Origin of the sequence: Vibrio diabolicus, from assembly GCF_011801455.1 — a bacterium.
GTDB classification, from domain to species: domain Bacteria; phylum Pseudomonadota; class Gammaproteobacteria; order Enterobacterales; family Vibrionaceae; genus Vibrio; species Vibrio diabolicus.
Genome location: NZ_CP042452.1, coordinates 196,149 through 216,403 on the forward strand (window position 1 = coordinate 196,149; position 20,255 = coordinate 216,403).

At 43.7% G+C, this 20,255-nt stretch carries 18 protein-coding genes and 1 tRNA gene; 11 read left to right on the forward strand and 8 right to left on the reverse strand.

Annotated elements, in window-relative coordinates:
- Positions 1 to 268 precede the first annotated feature (268 nt).
- Positions 269 to 1,669, forward strand: coding sequence for a tryptophanase (locus tag FR741_RS16315; protein WP_053808157.1), 1,401 nt, complete (start codon positions 269 to 271; stop codon positions 1,667 to 1,669).
- Positions 1,670 to 1,743: 74 nt separating this feature from the next.
- Here FR741_RS16315 and FR741_RS16320 read toward each other — a convergent pair whose 3' ends face one another.
- Together FR741_RS16320 and FR741_RS16325 are read right to left on the reverse strand one after the other, a co-directional pair.
- The gene (locus FR741_RS16320) at positions 1,744 to 2,355 is read right to left on the reverse strand and encodes a DUF2913 family protein (protein WP_005374167.1); all 612 of its coding nucleotides are present in this window, start codon (positions 2,353 to 2,355) and stop codon (positions 1,744 to 1,746) included.
- A 32-nt stretch (positions 2,356 to 2,387) separates the two neighbouring features.
- Positions 2,388 to 2,471: transfer RNA gene (locus FR741_RS16325), tRNA-Leu, on the reverse strand.
- A gap of 561 nt (positions 2,472 to 3,032) precedes the next feature.
- Between FR741_RS16325 and FR741_RS16330 the strand changes: the two genes are divergently transcribed.
- A complete protein-coding gene (locus FR741_RS16330; protein ID WP_005393641.1) occupies positions 3,033 to 4,241 on the forward strand; it encodes a NupC/NupG family nucleoside CNT transporter in 1,209 nt (402 codons plus the stop codon).
- Between the two features lie 54 nt (positions 4,242 to 4,295).
- Here the strand turns inward: FR741_RS16330 and FR741_RS16335 are convergent, their stop codons facing one another.
- Together FR741_RS16335 and FR741_RS16340 are read right to left on the reverse strand one after the other, a co-directional pair.
- Positions 4,296 to 5,384, reverse strand: coding sequence for a DUF3541 domain-containing protein (locus tag FR741_RS16335; RefSeq protein ID WP_167427211.1), 1,089 nt, complete (start codon positions 5,382 to 5,384; stop codon positions 4,296 to 4,298).
- 69 nt (positions 5,385 to 5,453) lie between these two features.
- The gene (locus FR741_RS16340; protein ID WP_167427854.1) at positions 5,454 to 6,059 is read right to left on the reverse strand and encodes an alpha-ketoglutarate-dependent dioxygenase AlkB family protein; all 606 of its coding nucleotides are present in this window, start codon (positions 6,057 to 6,059) and stop codon (positions 5,454 to 5,456) included.
- Between the two features lie 131 nt (positions 6,060 to 6,190).
- Here FR741_RS16340 and FR741_RS16345 point away from each other — a divergent pair, with 131 nt between their 5' ends.
- Entirely contained in the window at positions 6,191 to 7,546 is a 1,356-nt protein-coding gene (locus FR741_RS16345) for a diguanylate cyclase (protein ID WP_167427212.1), read from the forward strand.
- A gap of 388 nt (positions 7,547 to 7,934) precedes the next feature.
- Here FR741_RS16345 and FR741_RS16350 read toward each other — a convergent pair whose 3' ends face one another.
- The gene (locus FR741_RS16350; RefSeq protein WP_167427213.1) at positions 7,935 to 9,491 is read right to left on the reverse strand and encodes a DUF3612 domain-containing protein; all 1,557 of its coding nucleotides are present in this window, start codon (positions 9,489 to 9,491) and stop codon (positions 7,935 to 7,937) included.
- A 176-nt stretch (positions 9,492 to 9,667) separates the two neighbouring features.
- Between FR741_RS16350 and FR741_RS16355 the strand changes: the two genes are divergently transcribed.
- Entirely contained in the window at positions 9,668 to 10,246 is a 579-nt protein-coding gene (locus FR741_RS16355) for an aldolase/citrate lyase/malate synthase family protein (protein WP_005393653.1), read from the forward strand.
- A 104-nt stretch (positions 10,247 to 10,350) separates the two neighbouring features.
- On the opposite strand, the gene gefA is transcribed toward FR741_RS16355, so the two are convergent.
- Positions 10,351 to 11,364, reverse strand: a complete 1,014-nt coding sequence (gefA, locus tag FR741_RS16360; protein WP_005393654.1) for a diguanylate cyclase GefA — start codon at positions 11,362 to 11,364, stop codon at positions 10,351 to 10,353.
- Positions 11,365 to 11,730: 366 nt separating this feature from the next.
- Between gefA and FR741_RS16365 the strand changes: the two genes are divergently transcribed.
- Genes FR741_RS16365 through FR741_RS16375 form a run of 3 tightly spaced genes read left to right on the forward strand, consistent with a single transcriptional unit; the run spans position 11,731 to position 15,320 of the window.
- The gene (locus tag FR741_RS16365; RefSeq protein WP_167427214.1) at positions 11,731 to 13,065 is read left to right on the forward strand and encodes a DASH family cryptochrome; all 1,335 of its coding nucleotides are present in this window, start codon (positions 11,731 to 11,733) and stop codon (positions 13,063 to 13,065) included.
- Positions 13,066 to 13,068: 3 nt separating this feature from the next.
- Positions 13,069 to 14,613: a cryptochrome/photolyase family protein gene (locus tag FR741_RS16370; protein WP_167427215.1), complete on the forward strand. Its 1,545-nt coding sequence runs from the start codon at positions 13,069 to 13,071 to the stop codon at positions 14,611 to 14,613.
- Positions 14,613 to 15,320 (forward strand): SDR family oxidoreductase, encoded by a 708-nt coding sequence (locus FR741_RS16375; RefSeq protein WP_167427216.1) that lies wholly within the window; start codon positions 14,613 to 14,615, stop codon positions 15,318 to 15,320. The genes FR741_RS16370 and FR741_RS16375 overlap by 1 nt, the downstream gene beginning before the upstream one ends.
- 71 nt (positions 15,321 to 15,391) lie before the next feature.
- Here FR741_RS16375 and FR741_RS16380 read toward each other — a convergent pair whose 3' ends face one another.
- Together FR741_RS16380 and msrB are read right to left on the reverse strand one after the other, a co-directional pair.
- Positions 15,392 to 15,538 (reverse strand): DUF2256 domain-containing protein, encoded by a 147-nt coding sequence (locus FR741_RS16380; RefSeq protein WP_074189751.1) that lies wholly within the window; start codon positions 15,536 to 15,538, stop codon positions 15,392 to 15,394.
- A gap of 51 nt (positions 15,539 to 15,589) precedes the next feature.
- On the reverse strand, positions 15,590 to 16,732 hold the full coding sequence (gene msrB, locus FR741_RS16385) for a peptide-methionine (R)-S-oxide reductase MsrB (protein ID WP_167427217.1): 1,143 nt from the start codon (positions 16,730 to 16,732) through the stop codon (positions 15,590 to 15,592).
- Positions 16,733 to 16,935: 203 nt separating this feature from the next.
- Here msrB and FR741_RS16390 point away from each other — a divergent pair, with 203 nt between their 5' ends.
- The 4 genes from FR741_RS16390 to FR741_RS16405 all read left to right on the forward strand — a co-directional run bounded on the left by FR741_RS16390 (position 16,936) and on the right by FR741_RS16405 (position 20,243).
- Positions 16,936 to 17,334 (forward strand): OsmC family protein, encoded by a 399-nt coding sequence (locus FR741_RS16390; RefSeq protein WP_005393675.1) that lies wholly within the window; start codon positions 16,936 to 16,938, stop codon positions 17,332 to 17,334.
- A gap of 130 nt (positions 17,335 to 17,464) precedes the next feature.
- Positions 17,465 to 18,019, forward strand: a complete 555-nt coding sequence (locus FR741_RS16395) for a sugar O-acetyltransferase (protein WP_005393677.1) — start codon at positions 17,465 to 17,467, stop codon at positions 18,017 to 18,019.
- Positions 18,020 to 18,106: 87 nt separating this feature from the next.
- On the forward strand, positions 18,107 to 18,340 hold the full coding sequence (locus tag FR741_RS16400) for a hypothetical protein (RefSeq protein ID WP_005393681.1): 234 nt from the start codon (positions 18,107 to 18,109) through the stop codon (positions 18,338 to 18,340).
- Positions 18,341 to 19,373: 1,033 nt separating this feature from the next.
- Positions 19,374 to 20,243, forward strand: coding sequence for a hypothetical protein (locus FR741_RS16405; protein WP_167427218.1), 870 nt, complete (start codon positions 19,374 to 19,376; stop codon positions 20,241 to 20,243).
- Positions 20,244 to 20,255 lie beyond the last annotated feature (12 nt).

The following is a 20,255-nucleotide window of genomic DNA, read 5'->3' on the forward strand; positions in this document are numbered from 1 at the left end:
AAAACTGCACTATATTGAAAAGGTCAGAAACATGGGGTTTCTGGCTTTTTATTTTTATCAGGAGGGCGAAGACGATGAGAATAAAGGATATTCTCGATAGCCGTTTGGTGCTGTCGTTCTGGTACAACCTAGACTACTGCTTATCTCTTCTTAGTAAAATCTCTTCTCGTTGATTTCCTCAATGCAACCGCATTGAAAAGCATTTTATCTATTTGTTTTTTAGTCTTACGTGATAGCGCGTAGGACAATGCGTATAAGGAAATTAACAATGAAACGTATTCCAGAACCTTTCCGTATCAAAATGGTTGAGCCAATCAAAATGACCACTTTGGCAGACCGTGAAGTCGCGTTAAAAGAAGCGGGTTATAACCCATTTCTTCTTCGTAGTGATGATGTTTATATCGATTTGCTGACTGACTCTGGCACTGGTGCCATGAGCGATAATCAGTGGGCTGGCATCATGATGGGGGATGAATCCTATGCGGGTAGCCGAAATTACTACAACCTGTGTGATGCAGTAGAGCACTTCTTTGGTTACAAGCTCACCGTGCCTGCGCACCAAGGACGTGGTGCCGAGCAAATTTTGTTCCCAGCTTTGATTGAGCGTATGCGTCAGGTTCGTGGTGGTGAAACGCCAGTATTTATATCGAACTACCATTTTGATACCACCGCGGGTCACATCGAGCTCAATGGCGGTAAAGCGATTAACGTGGTAACGGAAGAAGCATTCGACACCACTACGCCTTATGATTGGAAGGGCAACTTTGATATCGATAAGCTGGTGGCAACAATTGAAGCGCACGGTTCACATAACATATGTGCGATTATCACCACGATTACTTGTAATAGCTCCGGTGGCCAGCCTGTGTCGATGGAAAACATGCGCAGCGTGTACGAAATCGCAACCAAGTACGATATTCCGGTGGTGATTGACTCGGCTCGTTACTGTGAGAACGCCTACTTTATTAAGCAGCGTGAAGAAGGGTACGAAGATAAATCGATTCTGGAAATCATTCGCGAGATGTATCAATACGGCGATATGCTCACCATGTCAGCTAAGAAAGACCCGATGGTAAACATTGGTGGCATGTGTTGTATTCGTGACCATAAGGAGTTGTTCCAGGCGGTGCAGACGCGCTGCGTACCCATGGAAGGATTTGTAACATACGGCGGCATGGCTGGGCGTGATATGGAAGCGCTCGCTCGCGGTTTGTATGAAGCCGCGGATGAGGATTTTCTTCACTATAGAATTAGCCAAGTTCAATACTTAGGTGAACGCTTACGTGAAGGCGGTATTCCGATTCAATACCCAACGGGAGGTCACGCGGTGTTTGTGGATGCCGCTAAGATTTTGCCACACATTCCAGCGGATCAGTTCCCTGCGCAGGTATTGTGTAATGCTTTGTACTTGGAGGCGGGTATTCGAGCAGTAGAGATAGGATCACTATTGCTTGGTCGTGACCCTGAAACAGGTAAACAAAAAGCGTCAGAGTTAGAATTAATGCGTTTGACCATTCCACGCCGTGTCTACACAAACGATCATATGGATTACATTGCGGATGCGATTATCGAACTGAAAAATCGTGCACATGAGTTAAAAGGGCTCACTTTTGAGTATGAACCACCAGTGCTGCGCCACTTTACTGCTCGGTTTAAAGAAATCGATTAATTAAGGTTTGAATATAGAAAAGCAAAAGGCCGCGAGTTTCGCGGCCTTTTTCGATTTGTTTCTTAGCGTTACACTTACGCCAACTCTAATGTAATGCGAACGAACTGATCGTCCTGGTACTGCACTTCATAATTGAAGGTGCCACTGGCGTAAATACTGCCAAGGAAAAGTGAACGTTGGCTCATTGGTCCACGGAACAGCATCGAAATAGGAGCGATTAGGGCGTTATTATCATCGAAATGCTGATTTAAGTTCTCAGAAAGCACACACAGCAAACAGCCGTGTTGGTCGTGAGATAAGTCGACGTCTTCCGGTCGAGATAATAATACAGTAGTCCCCAACTTCTTCTCAATCTCGTTAATCAACAGCAAGTAGCTATCTAGATCAGGTTGAGGGTTACTTGGTTTATCTGCACCCACGCAACGTTCGAGTAACGCTTCCAGATTTCCGTTCTCGCCTTTTGCCTGTTGAGTCAAAGACTTTAACGGCTTTTTAATCAGCTTATAGCGATTACTCTTCAGTTTTGGCTTCAGCCATTTCTGCAGTAAGTCGTTACGCTCTTTAAGGGAGAGACCATGTGAGGACGCGTGAATTTTAAAGTGCAGGTGTAATAAAGCGTGAACCGCAAGCTCACTCAGAAGTTGGTTAGCATCTGTAGACTGTCTTGCCTGCTTAGAACTTTGCATTACACTCGAACAAAATTAGGGAAGAAGGATAATGGTGCCGAGAGAGGGACTCGAACCCTCACACCAAAGGCACTAGCACCTCATGCTAGCGTGTCTACCAATTTCACCATCTCGGCATCATGATGCTCTGAGTACTCAGAGGCCTCGAAAGAAGCAACGCGAATTGTATAACCAAAATCCACCTGTTGGCGAGAGCAAAATGACGAATTTTGGCTCTTTCGAGTTTGATTGCGTATTTATTGGTCACTTTTGCGTTTTTTACCATCAAAGTCTGTCCTTATGCCCTTACTTTTATTAACAGTATGACGACAAAAGAACGTTTTTGCCTAAATTTTGAACGCTTGAACGTTTGCGTAAATAAATGTGATGAATATCTCTTTTTGTTGGCTATACTTGCGTCCCGTTTAAGCGGGAATTAGGGTTTAGTTGTTCAGGACCCTTACCCATACAAGCCGTCACATGGAGCAGGCCAAGCAATGCGCTCGCCAGCAGTGAATGACCCCACGGACCGGACCAGCTACGTTCAATTGCTTGTATAAGGTAAAAATAAGATGTCGAACTATTCGTTCTGTCTACATTCTGGATCTGAAGGCGAGTTATCACTCGCTGCGTTGTCCCTTTCTTCTGCCAATTCCTTTGGCTCTTTTTTCTTTTTCAACGTTCAGTAGGTCCAGCTCATGAGTGTTCTATTTAGTCTATTTGGTATTGTTGCACTGCTAGGTTGTGCTTTCCTACTTTCTGAGGGCCGTTCTTCCATTAATTGGAAAACCGTATCTCGCGCCTTGATGCTACAAATGGGATTTGCTGCCTTAGTGCTTTATTTCCCGTTAGGTCAGGCGGCGCTGGCGAGTTTAAGTAATGGTGTCGCGGGGCTACTCAGCTTTGCTGATGAGGGGATTAAATTCCTCTTTGGTGACCTCGCTTCTTCTGGCTTTATCTTCGCTATTCGTGTCCTTCCTATCATCATCTTCTTCAGTGCTCTTATCTCCGCCCTTTACTACTTGGGCATTATGCAAAAAGTGATTCAATTTATTGGCGGTGCTATCCAGAAGTTCTTGGGCACCAGCAAAGCAGAGTCTCTGGTTGCAACAGGTAACATTTTCTTATCTCAAGGCGAGTCCCCACTTCTTATTCGTCCATTTCTTTCGAACATGACTCGCTCTGAACTGTTTGCTGTGATGGCTGGTGGTATGGCTTCAGTGGCGGGCAGTGTGCTTGGTGGTTATGCCGGTTTAGGTGTTGACCTAAAATACTTGATTGCGGCAAGCTTTATGGCAGCTCCAGGTAGTTTGATGATGGCAAAAATCATTGTTCCTGAACGCCAAACGCCAAGCGATTACAACGATATTGAGCTAGATAAATCAGAAGAAAGCAACGTTATTGATGCGCTAGCAAGCGGTGCTATGGGCGGTATGAAAGTGGCCGTTGCTGTTGGTACCATGCTTATCGCTTTTGTTAGTGTTATCGCGATGGTGAACACGGGACTAGAAAACTTAGGTGACATACTTGGTTTCTCTGGTGTGACGCTACAAGCGATTTTTGGTTACTTGTTTGCACCTCTAGCGTGGTTGATTGGTGTGCCAAGCCACGAAATCCTTGCTGCGGGTTCATACATTGGTCAGAAAGTTGTGATGAACGAATTTGTCGCGTTTATCGATTTTGTACAGCACAAAGCGACGCTGTCTGAGCATACTCAAGTCATCATCACTTTTGCGTTGTGTGGCTTTGCAAACATTGGTTCAATTGCTATTCAGCTGGGTTCTATCGGCGTGATGGCACCTGAGCGCCGCAAAGATGTAGCAAGTTTAGGCCTAAAAGCGGTTGCTGCTGGCACACTCGCTAACCTGATGAGTGCGTGTTTAGCGGGTATTTTCATCTCGCTCTAATTTAGATTGAAGATGCACACTAAAAACCCGCCTAAATGGCGGGTTTTATTATTTCTAAGGCTTAGGTATTAAGCCGTAGGGTATTGATTTAAAAGCGTCAGGGTGCTCTTGATAAGTTGGCGCTTTATGTACCCCTTTCCAATCTAGCAGCATGATGGCTAGCACGTTACGGTGCTCGCCGTACTTGAGATCAAAACTCCCATCGACCGATGGAATCATCCCTTTTTCAGCGTTGATTGCGTGACGAATGGCTTGGCGGGTTTTCTTTACGACCGGATCATGGTCCAAGCCTGCTAACAAAAACGAAATGCCGACTTCTGCAATCACATCTTCTTTGGCGCGCAGTAGAATAGTGTCGATGTTGTTGCGAAAGTAATCATAAATCCATTGGTGTTTCTTTTCGCTTACTCGTTCTTGATAGTACTGTGAGTCGGCAAAGATGATGTGCGTCATACCATAGAGTTTATTCCAATACTGCTGAGCTGACAGCATCTTATCTTTATCGTCGGGGTAGGTATTGCGAAAGGTTTGAGTAAATTCCTCGACCACATCTTGCTCACCAAGCTGGCGAAGCCAGTAGACTTGGTTTGCGAGCTGAGCTGCCCACGCCTCTATCATTTCTTTGTCCGTAACGTAACGCGAGAAATCGTAGCGCCTCAGGATCTTTCTCAGCGTTTTGTCTTGCTTGTGTTTCAGACCATATTCGTTTGCTCTTGCCATTGCGCCAAGCAAATCCACGCCAAGATAAAGATATTCAGGATGGTGTTTAGTGACGGTATAGCGTCGTTGCCCTCGCTCACTTTCTTTCTCTTGATACGCGGTCAATCTTTGTGATGAATAAAGAATAATATCTTCAGGTTCAACGACTTCATTAGCAAATCGGTTTAATCGGCTAGCTATTTGTGCCATGTCGGTCCAAACGGCAGCGTGATATTTCTCATCTAATGTCTGGCGGTACATGCGTAAGCCAAAGTGCCCCTCTTTAAACGCAGGTAAAGTGAACAGTTCCTGCTCGTAGGTATTACGAATCAACTGTGCTGATTGAGCATTATCTAGGAGCGGTATCTCTTCCTGTGATGCCTGAACAGCAAAGGTAAGTGAGCAAGAGAGTAAGACCGCTAAGCTAAGAGGTTTGATACGCATAAATCCATTCCCTATGAAGTCCTGAATCTAAACCTACCATCAATATTAATTAAGAATGTAAAAGCTGAGTCAATAGTTAAAAATCTGTCGAAAAGTCAGATTGATACGTTCACCTTTGGTTTTCGCGGTTTTTGGTACACAGTGTTTCCAGTGATGTTGGAGCTCGCCAGCCATAACCAGTAAGGAGCCGTGAGAAAGCTCATATTCAATCTCAGTTTTACAATGTAAATTTCTGAGCAAAAATCGACGTGTTTCACCTAAATTCAAAGAGGCGATAACCGGATTTCTACCTAGCTCTGGTTCATTGTCTTGGTGCCAGCCCATCGAATCTTGGCCGTGTCGGTATAGGTTGGCAAGTACAGAGTTGAAGGCTACATCCGCAATCGTCTCACAGCGCACTTTGAGCTGAGTTAACTCAGGAGTCCAAGGGTGAGGCTGCATGGTTAAGCCTGAGTAAGTATATGCTGCATCACCGTGCCACGCTTGTAAACGAGGTTGAAGTACTGACTTGCCGAACATGGTAATGCGCTCTTGATGCCATGGCAGTATTTCCAGAAGTTGGTCAAAGTAGTGATCCGCTTCTAGATGGCTAAGAAAGTAAGGATCGTAATAGAGTTTACCCCTTTCTACTTCTTGCCACTGAGTACCGCCAAATAAATCGCCTTGTTGATGCATCATCTCATACCTAAAACATAAAAAATTTTAATCACTGTTACCTTTCCGATTGGGATTGGTTATTCTTGTGATAATAAGAATTTTAACAATAAATAAAAATCTCGTAACGATATACGAGTTGTGGGGAGAAAATGCGTTATTTACCCAGAAAGCGATGCTATTTTGCATTGTTCTTCCTCTGTTTTTTCGCTTTATGCGTTGGGGTTATTGAGCTGTTGCATCGAAATCAGCTAGAGCTTCATCAAGAGCGAGTTCAAGTTGAGGCTAAAGAGCAACTTTCCACCCTCCGTTCCAATTTGGAAGCGGTACTTATGGCGGATATCTATAAAGCCAGTACCTTGGCGACACTCATTACTTTACTGCCTAAAAACCAAGAAGACGAATTGAACATTGCGGCTCACCGCATTCTGAGCAAAAGCGAACATATTACGATCATTGGCATTGCGAAGAATGATGTTATCAGTCATATATTTCCCCGCCAAGGTAATGAGCGTTTAATCGGCCTCGATTACCGAACGGTGCCACAGCAGTGGGTACAGGTACAAAAAGCTAAGGATATACAAGAAATATTTATAGCAGGGCCTGTCAACTTGATTCAAGGCGGCAAAGGCTTGATCGTGCGGGTTCCGGTTTTTCTTGATCCACCGTTGAACCAAGATTATTGGGGTGTGATCAGTGCGGTGATTAATTTTGATGCTCTGATGCGAGAAACTGGCGTGATCGATTTCTCTTATCGCTATCCTTTGATGATTCGTGGTTACGACAGTGGCGGTGCTTTTGGTGACGTTTTCTTTGGCGCACTGAGTGAAACCAAAAAGCCATACGCGAAAGAAATGGTTCATTTTCCTTATGGTGGGTGGAGTATGGTGGTTTTCTCCGGAGACAAACTAGACCATCAAATTCCTTGGCATCAGCTTTATTTAGCAAGGCTCATCGGTTATCCCATTGTTTTTGCACTGAGCCTCGCGCTTATTGCGATTTATCGCTTGTACACCATTGCGGATGATAGAGCACTGCATGATGAACTGACGCACTTACCAAACCGTCGCTATTTTATGAAGTTTTACAAGCAGCAGTTTGAAATAGCGAAACGTTACAAAAAGCGTTACAGCTTCGCCTTAATCAATATAGATCTGGATAGGTTTAAACATATTAACGATACCTATGGTCATGACGCAGGCGACAAGGTCTTAGTCGCTACGGCTGAAAGAGTGAGAAGCTCTCTGCGTAAATCAGATATAGTGGCCCGAATGGGAGGTGATGAGTTTTTAGTTGTCGTTCATAACCCTGGGACGGAAGAAAATGTTCAGTCTCTGCTACAAAAGCTCAGGTTAGCTTTATGTTCGACGCCCGTGATTTACGATGAAGCGCTCATCTACCTGAGAACCAGCATTGGGTACGCGATATTTGATCCGGACATGTCATCTCCAGAGCAAATGATGAAAATCGCTGATGAGAGAATGTATCAACAAAAACATGGCGGATGAGCCTGAGCCCAGTTTCAATAAGGACTTTGGAGCAGTGGTAAGGTTGAGAATCCGAAATCTCACCATCATTTGGGTATAAGAATATATGACTTTACATGTCAATAGACTCTTTGCTGAGAGAGTCATTATTAGCAGTGCATAAAGTGGCATATTTGCACGTTGTTGCATTTTGCAAATGCAGTTTGCGAAATTTATGGTTAATAAAGCAACGATATGCATCTGGATCTATTAAAAAACGGCCTTTTTAAAGTTGGCACGCATCGTGCTTTATCTAGAGTGACCCTTATTAAGCCGAGGGTCACCTAGCCAACTGACGTTGTTAGTGAATACACATTGTTCACAAGTATATACCGCCAATCACGATTATTGTGATTGGCGTTTTTTCTTTCTAGAGACCAATAATATTCACGTTGTCACCTGTCTCATCGGCTTCTCCGCACTTACTGTAACAACTAGGCTGCCTTGGACAAACGGCCCCTCTTGAGCAGATTAGCCTAGCTTGGGTTTGAATACCTCGTTCTATCCAATTGATGTTTAATATCTTAGCGATGGTTGTTAAGTCTTTTTTGATGTGGGGAGGAATGACACTACTTCCGCCGGAAGCGACACAAAGTGACTTCAGCTCTTCCGCAATAGAAACCGCATCACCACCTTGCGCAGAAATCGCAGGGTTTAAATCTATCCCCGCGCACAACACTCGGTTGTTCCCCGCAGGGTCAAATACGTTGACTGATTCACAACAGTAAATACGTGGCTCGTCGCCTACATTCAAAATCGAAATTTGCGCTGAACTGGTATCCAAAGGTTGGGCTAGACGTCTAAATACGGCCCAGTGTTGGCAAGGATCGTTCACTTTGCGCATATTGCCCCAAGGAAGCGGGATGCCATTTCCACGATATACCGCTTTCAACTTGCCCGGACCATAGGCATCAAAGTAGTGCCAATGAGGGTACGGAGAAACCACGGTCATACGACGCATCGCAACGGAAGGAGAAACGCCGGCCTTTTTGTGAACATCAATTTCGTAACCGGAACGGTCAAGTAACTGACGAAATGGTACTTTGGGGCAAAGCAGGGCACCAGCAAAAAAGCTGGACTCAAAATCGCGCCATGCTTGTAGGATATCTTGCGAGTTGAGCTCAGAGTTGGAAACTGGGCTGTCCATTTGCTCCCAGTTGTTTTGGTGCCCAATAGATAAAACGTTATTCATTGCATCACTGCTATGGAGCACGCGATGGCCGATGTATACCGCCAAGTCATATTTCAAGCGGGTTGGGTAGTCACGCATTCGTTTATTGAGATAAATGGTGCCAGGTGGCTCCATGAAAGACGTAATCAACTGTTTGGCGCAGACGCCCAGTTCATCAATCACATCCTGTGGTGCTCGGTCTACCCAGCGGATATCCAACCCCATGCTTTTCGCAATATCTATCAGATCTTCTACTGATAGATTCAGGCGTTTCAAGCCGACCTCTTCGGCTGCGCGTTCTAAATCAGGAAAATGGTTTTGATGGTTCTCTTGGTGCGCACGGATCAACAAGTGGGCGAATTGACGTCCAGTAATACCCGTTTGAGACAACATCTCTGGAATCGCGATTTGGAGAATATCATTGGAGAACAAAAAGCTCGGCTCCAATGCCATACCGTTGATACCGCCACGATTCCCTTTGTTGGGTGTAATGGCTTCTAATTCCGGTTCATCATCTAAAAACCACGCAGGATCTTTTTGAAAAACTTCCGCGATTACTTCGAGCATATCAATACTCGGAACGCGTTTTCCGCGCTCTATCATCGAAAGGTAAGATACCGACGGTGCGTACTCAGGATTAATCCTTACACAGCGTGCAGATAAATCCTCCATCGTTAAATGGTTGTTTTTCCTTAGGTTGCGAATTTTCGTACCTAGAAAATGGGACTGACGAATAAGGCTTTTTGACACAGACATTTTGTAAAATTCACATTGTAAAATTTTTGTTGTGAAATTGTAGTCAATATTTCGCTAGTCTACATAATAAGCAGGCAAGGAAATTAACCATCAACTTCACAGAATTGCCTGAAACTTAAACGAAGGAATTAAGTTTTTACTCTAGGACGAGTTTTTTTAAGTGCGAGGATATGACGATGAATATGCTGAACTTCGATAAAAAAGAGATGCAACAACAACAACGCCCATTTATCGCTGAAGCTGTATTTGCCGTCGAAGCGGTAAGTGCTGAGCAGCAGAGCGAGAAGCAAGTAAAAGCGAAGCAACTACTAGACCGCATGTTCCCATTGGAGAACGGGTCGCACCAAGATGTATCAAGTTACGTAATTGATTACCGCCATGTATTGGCTTACTTCAAAGACGGCACACACAGCGGCCTGAAAAGCCCAAAACACTTTGTGGCGTATACGGGTGAGAAAGAAGATCCAAAATCGATCTTGTTTAAAGACGATTCAGGTAACCACGTAGAAGTGCTATTTGGCTGTCATAAAGGCACCGGTTGTGTGGAGTTGATGGATATTGATGACATTCAACTGGAAACACGCACTACGTTTAATCCTGAACTAACGGGTAATGCGCCGACGGCGATGCGCCACTGGATCAGCTTAATCAAAGGCGACAAAAAAGGTAAGCCGATGGCATGCAGTGAAGATAAAGAATACACTGCGAAAAACGGTGACGACTATATTCTAAGCTACTGCTACAGTGTCGATTAAGATGTGAAGCGCCAGATAAATAGACCCCGCACTCAATAGTGCGGGTTTTTTATTCTATTTCGAAAAAGTCGGTCCTATTAACCAAGCTTACATAACAAATTGATTTAAATGGGCATCACGCGGTTACGACCGAGTTGTTTTGCCTCATAAAGTTGCTTATCGGCTTTATTGACCAGAGCTTCAGGTGTATCACCCACCTCATATTCTGCTACCCCAAAAGAAGCGGTAATGCTGTGAACTTGTGTACCAGAACGCTTATCTCTGATGCGCAGTTTTTCTATCATGCGGCGTAGTGTGTCTGCATATTGGCGAGCAATTCGCAGAGATTTATTGGGCACAATTAAAGCGAACTCTTCACCACCAAAACGATACGCGCATATTCCATCTCGACAGCTTTGTTGTAGTCGACGGGCAATGGCTTTTAGTACCGTATCGCCGAAAAGGTGGCCATAATTGTCGTTAAATGACTTGAAATGGTCGATATCAAGCATGATCAAGGTCATTGCTTGATTTGATGCGATAAGCGAAGACAGATCTTTATCAAAAGCTCGACGGTTGTAAAGGTTGGATAGACCATCAAACAATGCGTCTTGCTGTACTTCAGCCAGCTGATTTTTGAGGCGAGAAATTTCTTCACTCGCATTAGTTAATTGGCTATTCAAAAACTTTGTCGAGTGACGAATTTCGTGTGACTCTGCGACAAGTTGACGAATCACCACCATCACTTCTTCAATACTTAAGCTGTTGTCTTCAACTTTTTCTAGCTTATTAAAACTTTTGTCTACCATTTCAGAAAAGGAAGAAGTATCTGAAAGTGTATCGCTCATCGAGCTGGACACTTCATGCAGCAGAACTTCTACATTGGTTCTAAGATCTTCAAGGCTAGTTTCTGCTTTACTGGCAACATAGTTGTTATAAAGCTGTTTATTGGTTGCAGGCGGGCAGATACCGTAGTTTTCTAACACCGTATCCAACTCAAAGTTGAGTTCAGGAATGGTCTTGTCAACGTAGGTATACCAAAGCGCATAGTTGGCTGGCGTGGCAGCAACATGATTTTTGATCATTAGTGGGACCGCTTTTTTCAAATTAGCGGTCGATTTCTTAAACTCGTCGGTCATTTCTGCGATGGTACTAGCAAAATGGAATTGGACTTAGATTAACGGATATTAACCAATATCGCTTTAATTTTTATCATTTTTGCATGGTTTATATAAAAAATGAGTGATTAAGACCGTTATCAATATCGCCAAATTTTAATTTTATAAAATCTTAGTATGAAACATGCGCAAACGATGTTTTGGTATTAAGGGCCCTAAGATGACCAGCCAATTGGTTTAGTGAGATTGTCAGTAACCTAATGATCGTAAAGCTCTATTGCCCGTACAACAACGAGTGGAATAAAAGACTTAACGCTTAGGCTATTTGCAACAAGAACGCGGGACTCCGAGTTTACAAAAAACGAGTTTACAAAAAGAGGGTGCGACTTGGATAAGAAAATAGGACTGTATTGGTTCACTAATGACCTGCGTTTGCATGACAACCCGCTGTTGATAGACGCTTGTGCAGAAATGGATGAGTTAATTTGTTTGTATTGTCGCCCCTCGGTGACACCTTACTTGCAGCACTTTGCGCAGGAGACCTCTTTAGGCCGTGCGAAATTGCAGTTTCTCGAGGCATCGCTTAATGAACTTAATCAATCTTTAGCTAAATTGGGGCAACGATTATGGACGGTTGAACTGACACCTTATCAAGCGATCAAATATGCGATCAGTCATTTCGGTATCACTCATATTTATGCTGATGCGTTTGCTGGTTCGGATGAGCAACAGGCACTAGAGCGTGCAATTAAAGGCACTCCCCATGTGAACATCAAACAGCAAGCGATCCGCACTTTGCTGTGCGAAGAACAGTTGCCATTTGAATTAAGGCAACTGCCTGCGACCTTCACGAAATTTAGAAAGCAGGTCGAAGGTTTAGACCTCTCTCAACCTTACGAGAGCGTTCATGCTTTACCGCCAGAACCTTCAGGTATGAATTTTCCTACCGCCACGACATATTACTTTGACACCAAACCAGCATTTGATGGCGGAGAACTGAGCGGTCTTGAACATTGTCGACGCTATTTTGCTTCAAGTTTAGCGAGTGAATATAAACAGACGCGCAATGGGCTCGATGGGATGGAGTATTCAACTAAATTTTCACCTTGGTTAGCTCATGGTTGCGTCTCTCCTACAATCATTTATGCCATGCTCAAACAATATGAGCGGAAGAACGGAGCTAATGATTCAACCTATTGGATCTATTTCGAGTTGTTGTGGCGGGAATACTTTTATTGGTACGCGAGAAAGTATCAACAGAAGTTGTTTCGATTTGGCGGTATCGCCAACCAGCCACCACTGACCAGTTTTTATGCGCAACGCTTTAAGCAGTGGAAGAAAGGCGAGACACCTTTTCCAATCGTTAACGCATGTATGCATCAGCTTAATAAAACGGGTTATATGTCTAACCGAGGGCGCCAACTGGTCGCGAGCTGTCTGGTTCATGAACTCGGACTCGACTGGCGCTACGGTGCTGCTTATTTTGAAACTCAGTTGATTGATTACGATGTCGGCTCTAATTGGGGCAACTGGCAGTATTTGGCTGGTGTTGGCGCTGACCCACGTGGCTCACGTCAGTTTAATCTAGAAAAGCAGACACAAACTTATGATCCAGATTTCTCATTTATCGACAAATGGCAGGGGAGATGCGTAGGCGTACATCTTGATAGTGTCGATATGGTGGATTGGCCGATTGCGCCAAAAAAAGAGAGCGGGAGATAACCAATGCATTACGAGACGGTTCGGCTCATTCTTGGTGACCAACTTAATAGCGAGCATTCGTGGTTTCAACGTGTAGACGATTCGGTGCTTTACCTTGTCGCTGAGTTAAAACAAGAAAATACTTACGTTACGCATCACATTCAAAAGGTGTGTGCTTTTTTCTCTGCGATGGCGAATTTTGCCAACGAGCTGCAGGAAGAAGGGCATCAAGTTTTGCACCTTACGTTGGATGACACACAATCTTTCGAGGATCTTGCGCAAGTCTTACAACACTACGTGAGTGAAGTTGGTGCAAGTAAGTTTGAATATCAACGTCCCGACGAATACCGTTTACTAGAGCAGTTAGCCAAACTAAAGCTTGATGGGGTCGTGATGCGCAGCGTCGATTCGGAACACTTTTTGTTACCGTTTGAGGAAATAGAATCGCAGTTTCCTCAAGGTAAACACATCATGATGGAGCACTTTTACCGCCGGATGCGTAAGCGTTTCAACATTTTGATGCAAGACGGTAAGCCTATTGGTGGAAAGTGGAACTACGACGCCAATAACCGAAATAAACTTAAAGCAAAAGACATTGAACAGCTGCCAAAGCCATTAATGTTTAGTCATGACGTCAGTGATATTGTCGAGCGCTTAGGTCGGCACAACATTCAAACCATAGGTAAATTAAATGGTGATTTACTTTGGCCAGTAAGTCGCTCTCAAAGCATGTCTTTACTCGCGCATTTTTGTCAGGTCTGTTTGCCACTGTTTGGTCGTTTTCAAGACGCCATGACAGGTCAGCACGAGGCTAAATGGAGCTTGTATCATAGCCGGATTTCGTTCTCGCTGAACAGTAAGCTGCTGAATCCGCGAGAGGTGATTGACGCTTCACTTAAGGCATTTCATGCCAATGCCGACATAGACATTTCTCAAGTAGAAGGTTTTATTCGTCAGATCTTGGGATGGCGAGAGTACATCAGAGGCGTTTATTGGGCGAACATGCCTCATTACCCGAAAAAGAATGAACTGGAAGCGAGTAGAAAGCTGCCAGACTTCTTCTGGAACGGCGAAACCAAAATGGCCTGTATGCGCAACGCGATTGGTCAGTCTCTCGATTATGCCTACGCACACCACATCCAACGTTTGATGGTCACTGGTAACTTTTGTTTGCTAACCGAGATAGATCCAGACCAAGTGGATGAGTGGTATCTCGGTATCTATGTTGATGCGATTGAATGGGTAGAAATGCCCAATACACGTGGCATGGCATTGTTTGCGGATGACGGCATTGTTGGCACCAAACCTTACGCGGCGAGTGGTTCTTACATCAACAAAATGAGCGACTACTGTAAGGGTTGCCATTACGACAATAAGGCGAGGAGCGGGGAAGGATCGTGTCCGTTTAACAGCTTGTATTGGCGCTTTATGAACAAACACGACAAACGCTTAGCAACGAATCCACGTATAGGGATGATTTTCCGATCTTGGGACAATATGGAAGAGCAGCAACGCCAAGCGATATTAGATACCGCAGAGCACTATATGGAAAACTTGGAGAGCTTGTAATGGACATACTGATCGTTGGTGGAAATGGCGGCATTGGATTGGCGATGGTTCAACAAGCGCTAGTTCGCTTTCCCCAAGCTCGCGTGCATGCCACTTATCGTAATCACCAACCAGATTGGCAACACCCAAATGTATTTTGGCATCAAGTGGATGTATCGCAGGACGAGCAGGTGAAAGCACTCAGTGAGCAAATTGAACATGTTGATTGGTTGGTGAACTGCGTTGGTATGTTGCACACCCAAGATAAAGGTCCTGAGAAGAATCTTAGCTCGCTCGACGCAGACTTTTTTCAGCAAACCATCATGGTTAATACTTTGCCGAGTTTACTGTTGGCGAAATACTTCACGCCCAAGTTAAAACGCAGTGCCAACCCTAAGTTTGCGACCATTTCGGCCAAAGTTGGCAGTATTAGTGATAATCACTTAGGCGGTTGGTACAGCTATCGTGCATCGAAAGCCGCGTTAAATATGTTCCTCAAAACCATGTCGATTGAATGGCGGAGAATGGTCAAACACGGGACTGTACTCGCTCTTCACCCAGGCACAACAGATACGGCTTTGTCGGCACCTTTTCAAGCGAATGTACCTGAAGGAAAGCTGTTTAGCCCAGAGCGTGTCGCGCGAGACTTATGGGGATTGATTGACAAAGCAACCCCGCAGGATAGTGGGGCATTTTGGGCTTATGATGGTGCCTTGTTACCTTGGTGAAGCGCAGCTTGGTCTGGGCCACGTTACCTTGGAAAATAAGGCTAGCAGTGCGGCATAAAGTTTTTGTGGTTCTAACTTTTGACTGATTTGTTTCTTCGGCAGCGCTCAGAACAGTAAACGACTTCGTCCCAATTTCTTGCCCATTTCTTTCTCCAAGAAAATGGGCGATGGCAAACAGAGCAGATTTTGGTTGGTAATTGTGTTTTAAAACCTTTCATCTGGTCCTCCCCATTCGCCATCGTATGCCCTTGAAGTTGAATGAATACGAACTATTTATCAAAGAGATACAGATACTCTTCATACCCCTGCGTTTTCATTTCACTTACAGGTACAAATTTCATTGCCGCAGAGTTCATGCAGTAGCGTAATCCTGTTGGCTTCGGACCGTCTTTAAACACATGACCAAGGTGAGAATCGCCAAACTTACTGCGAACTTCCGTTCTTGGATAAATCAGCTTGTAATCGGTTTTTTCAACGATGTAACCTGGGTTGATTGGCTTAGTGAAACTTGGCCAACCCGTCCCTGATTTGTATTTATCGGTAGAAGAAAACAACGGCTCACCAGTTACGATATCAACGTAAATCCCCGCTTCTTTGTTGTCCCAATATTCGTTGTCGAACGGACGCTCGGTGCCTTCTTCTTGCGTTACGTAGTATTGCAACTCTGTTAAGTTTGATTTGATCTCGGACTTAGCAGGCTTACTGTACGCTTTCACTTTCGATAGCAACTTTTTTTCTTCGATCAACTGACGAAGCGTTTTTGGGGTCTCTTTACGATCATCACCAAATACTTCATCCAAGTATTTATCTCGACCAGACGCATAGCGGTAATACTTATACTTTAAGCTGCTCTTTTTGTAATAGTCTTGGTGATACTCTTCTGCAGGATAAAACTTCTCAAACTCGATCAGTTCTGTTTTCAACGGTTTGGGATAGATCATCGCCTTGTCGATTTCCATTATAAACTGTTCTGCGATCTGCTTTTGTTCCGCGTTATGATAGAAAATAGCAGGGCGATACTGTGGGCCACGGTCGACAAAAGAGCCTTTATCGTCAGTAGGATCGATATGACGGAAAAAGTAGTCCAACACTTGCTCGTAACTAACCACTTTAGGATCGTACTTAACTTCGATCACTTCTATGTGACCTGATTTACCTGATGAAACTTGGCGATAAGTTGGGTTTTCAACATGACCACCAGAATAGCCTGATACGACATCGACTACGCCAGTCAACTGTTCCAAATCCGATTCTGTACACCAGAAACAGCCGCCAGCCAGTGTCGCGATTTCTGCATTCTCTGAAGCCTTCATCTTATCCATCGTATCGGCGGTGCCTGCTTTACTCAAAAGTAGGAACAAGACAGGAAGTGCGAAAGAGAATCCGACCAATAACTTAGATATATTCTTCATAGCTACCTCAACGTTGTTTTCCGTAGAAAGTGTGACTGAAATAAAAAGTGTTACGTATAGAGAAAGGCAACCGAGCGAAAAAATTACAGCAATGTTGAAAATTCCGTTGCCCTTTTATGCGAGAAAGCTAAAGTATCGACACGAAATACACCGCTTGATAGGGCAACGATGTCTTCAACGAGCGATGCTAAATGAGGTAAATCATGCAAGCAGAAGTTAAATGGGTAGAAGATTTTAAATTCCTTGGGCAATCTCAGTCGGGTCACTCCGTAGTGATGGATGGCAATGGCGGTGCAACGGCACCAAGCCCAATGGAAATGGTACTAATGGCCGCTGGTGGCTGTAGCTCTGTCGATGTTGTCGACGGTTTGAAAACGGCAGGCCAAAAGGTCTTGTCAGTTAATGCCAAGCTAACCACAGAGCGTCGTGAAACCGCACCACGTATCTTTACGCAAGTGAATATCCACTTTGAAGTTTCAGGTGACGAGCTTGACCCAGAAGTCGTAGCAAAAGTGGCGGCTGACTCGCTAGAAAAATACTGCTCGGTTTGCTTAATGCTAGGTGAAGGTGTTGAGATGACCCACAGCTGGGAAATCGTGTAAGTCGACAGACTCCACAAAATATAAAAAACAGGAAAGAGAAAAGTGCAGGCTTTTCTCTTTTTTTATTCCGCAATTCACGTACCGTGTGATTAATCTGAAAGTAGTAATCGCAGGTTTTAGGAGTCTCCCAGTGACAGAACTCGAAAAAATGATGTCTGGTCAAATCTTTGATGGCATGGACAAAGAAATTGACGCCATTAGAAGTCATGCTCTTCAAGCACTTAGAGCGCTCAATAACAATACCGACGAAAGTCAGCGCGACGAATTACAAAAACAGCTGTTTGGCAAAGCGGGTCTTTGCATTGTTCAAGCCCCTTTCCATTGCGAGTTCGGTAAAACCATCGAAATAGGCGAAGAAACCTTTATCAATATGAATGTGGTCATGCTTGATGGCGCTAAAATTACCATCGGGAACCACGTGCTAATCGGTCCAAGCGTGCAATTGTATACGGCTTCTCATTCTGTTGATTACCGAAGTCGCCGACGTTGGGAGACGTTTTGTAAACCTATCACGATTGAAGATGATGTGTGGATTGGTGGTAACTCCGTCATTAACCAAGGTGTAACGATTGGTGCTCGCTCGGTGATTGCGGCGAACTCGGTCGTCAACCATGATGTGCCGCCAGATTGTCTATACGGAGGCACACCTGCTAAGTTGATTCGTCGTCTCAACGAAGAAGAGTAAGAATCGATAGTGATGGTATGATGACTCGCTTTACAGGCATAAGAGAATCATGCCATCAGAAAGGGGTAATTCGCCAAGGAGTCTAAGATGTCGAACAAGACAGAAGTCCTCATGTGCCCTACATGTGGGGTAGAAACGCATCATGTAGTGGTGTTAGTCAGAAAGAAAAGTGGCTTTGAAGGCGATAAAAATCGCAACAAGAAAGAGTTCATCGCTGGATTTCTCAAAAGTGTAGTGTTCGGCGCCTTCCTTGCTTCTATGGATGAATTTGAACGTCACTTGATCTGCGAAAACTGTGGTCATAAAACCATTCAACAGTAACTGATAGTCCTTCTTTCTCTGCATAAGTTCATAAGTGCGGTTTGAAGCACTGGTTATTCAAATCGTATTATCCTCTTTTAGTGCTTTTGCTCTTCTTATGTTCCTCTCTCAAAAATGAGTCACATTAGTACGCATTTTAACCGCTTGGATACAGGTAACTCACTGCTATGTATAATAAATTTTGGTGGGAAATACGTGTTTCAGCTCGATGTTTAACCTCTGTTCTATCGACACGTTTTGAGTCAGTAAACACTTAAATTTCGTTTACTTTATGTTGTACGTAGTGCAATTGTGTGAAATTGGTCACATTAATGTTTAATTTATAAAAAAATAATTAATGAATAGTAATTCACAAATATGCTGACCGTGTGTGCTATTTAGTTTTGACTTATCTTTTTAGTATTCACTTGGTGAATGTTTTGTTGTTTTTAGATTGACTGAAGGTTTGACTTTCTATTCAAACTTGTGAAAGGTTGAATCGATATATTAGAAAACATGAATTTGATCTTGTTTCTATCTTTTGTTTTAAATGCGAAATTCATTATTAACAACGGATGGTTTTGATGATTTCTCTTATGTGTATCCCTCCAATTTTAGAAATTGAAAATTAAACTTTTTCAATAAAATAACGACTAAAATTAAACAGAATGATGTTCTTATATTTTTTATTGTATTTTAACTTATACATTTTTACTCATTCATTTTAACTGTTTTTGTTGATTTTAAGTTGTTGATAATAATTGTCTTTTGGCTTTTGTTTTAATGGCGTTGCTTTGCTGCTTCTTTAATGTTGTGGTGAGTGGCTTTATTTATAAAAAGTCATTTTAAAGTACGTTTTTAAGCAAAGTGGAACGCGACAATACTCAGATAAATAGTATTAAAAAATTAAATAAGGATTTAACCATAAGAGTAATTTTATGGTTGATAGGTTTATTGAGGTTGATTATCTGAATTTTTATGGAATTTCATCCCAATAATCTGTTTGTCTTTAAGTTTATTCTAATAAACTTAATTCTCATGGAAGTTTCAAAACATGCAGCACACAACAAAGTGGATGATGACGCCGCTTGCAATGTTGTTGGGTACGCTGTTTTCAGCGCCATCATTCGCGGTGGAAACGAGTGTAATTGATAGCACTAGCACGCCTGAATCTACACAAAATGAAGGAGATGCGTCCTGTATTGTTTGTAAGTTTAGTGGGGCCGTTTACCTATCTTACGATACAAACATTTACGATAAAGACGACTACCGTTCTGTCCGCAATTTCTCGTGGGGAGGCGATCTCGTTTATTCCTTTTCGAGCGACACAAAAGCCTATTTTTCTACGGGTGGCTATCGTGCCCTAGAAGATGAAGTCGGCACCTACGCGACAGATTCGGTGTTGGGCTTGCAATACACGAACCTATATCGCTTTGGAGATACAGGGAAAATCGGCGTTGCGGGTCAGCTCACCATTCCAACTTCAGAAACATCTCGTAAAGATGAATTGCACACCGCGGTTCGTTTAGATGTGCCGATCTCTTTTTCAGCTTGGAGCGTCGATTTTTCGGTTTCGCCAAGACTGAGAAAAAATTTCCACGAATACAAAACCATGGGTGGACGCTCGCTGACTGAGTGGACTTACTCGTTGTTTGCTGTTGCGGAAAAGTCGTGGGAATCGTTCGCAGTGGGGATCACGGCGTTAGGTGGTAACAGCATCAGTTATCAAGGTACGCGCAGAAGCAGTTGGCAGTATGAAGGGGCGTTGTACGGCACATACGAGTTTGATGAAAGCTGGTCATTGCTACTCGCGGCGTCATCAATGGGTTTCTATCAAGATGCAGAGCGAGGCACCTTGGGCAACATCGATTTGTTGGACCAAGAGAAAGCGTCTTACATCGCGACAGTGACTTACTCCTTCTAGGAAAATAACAAC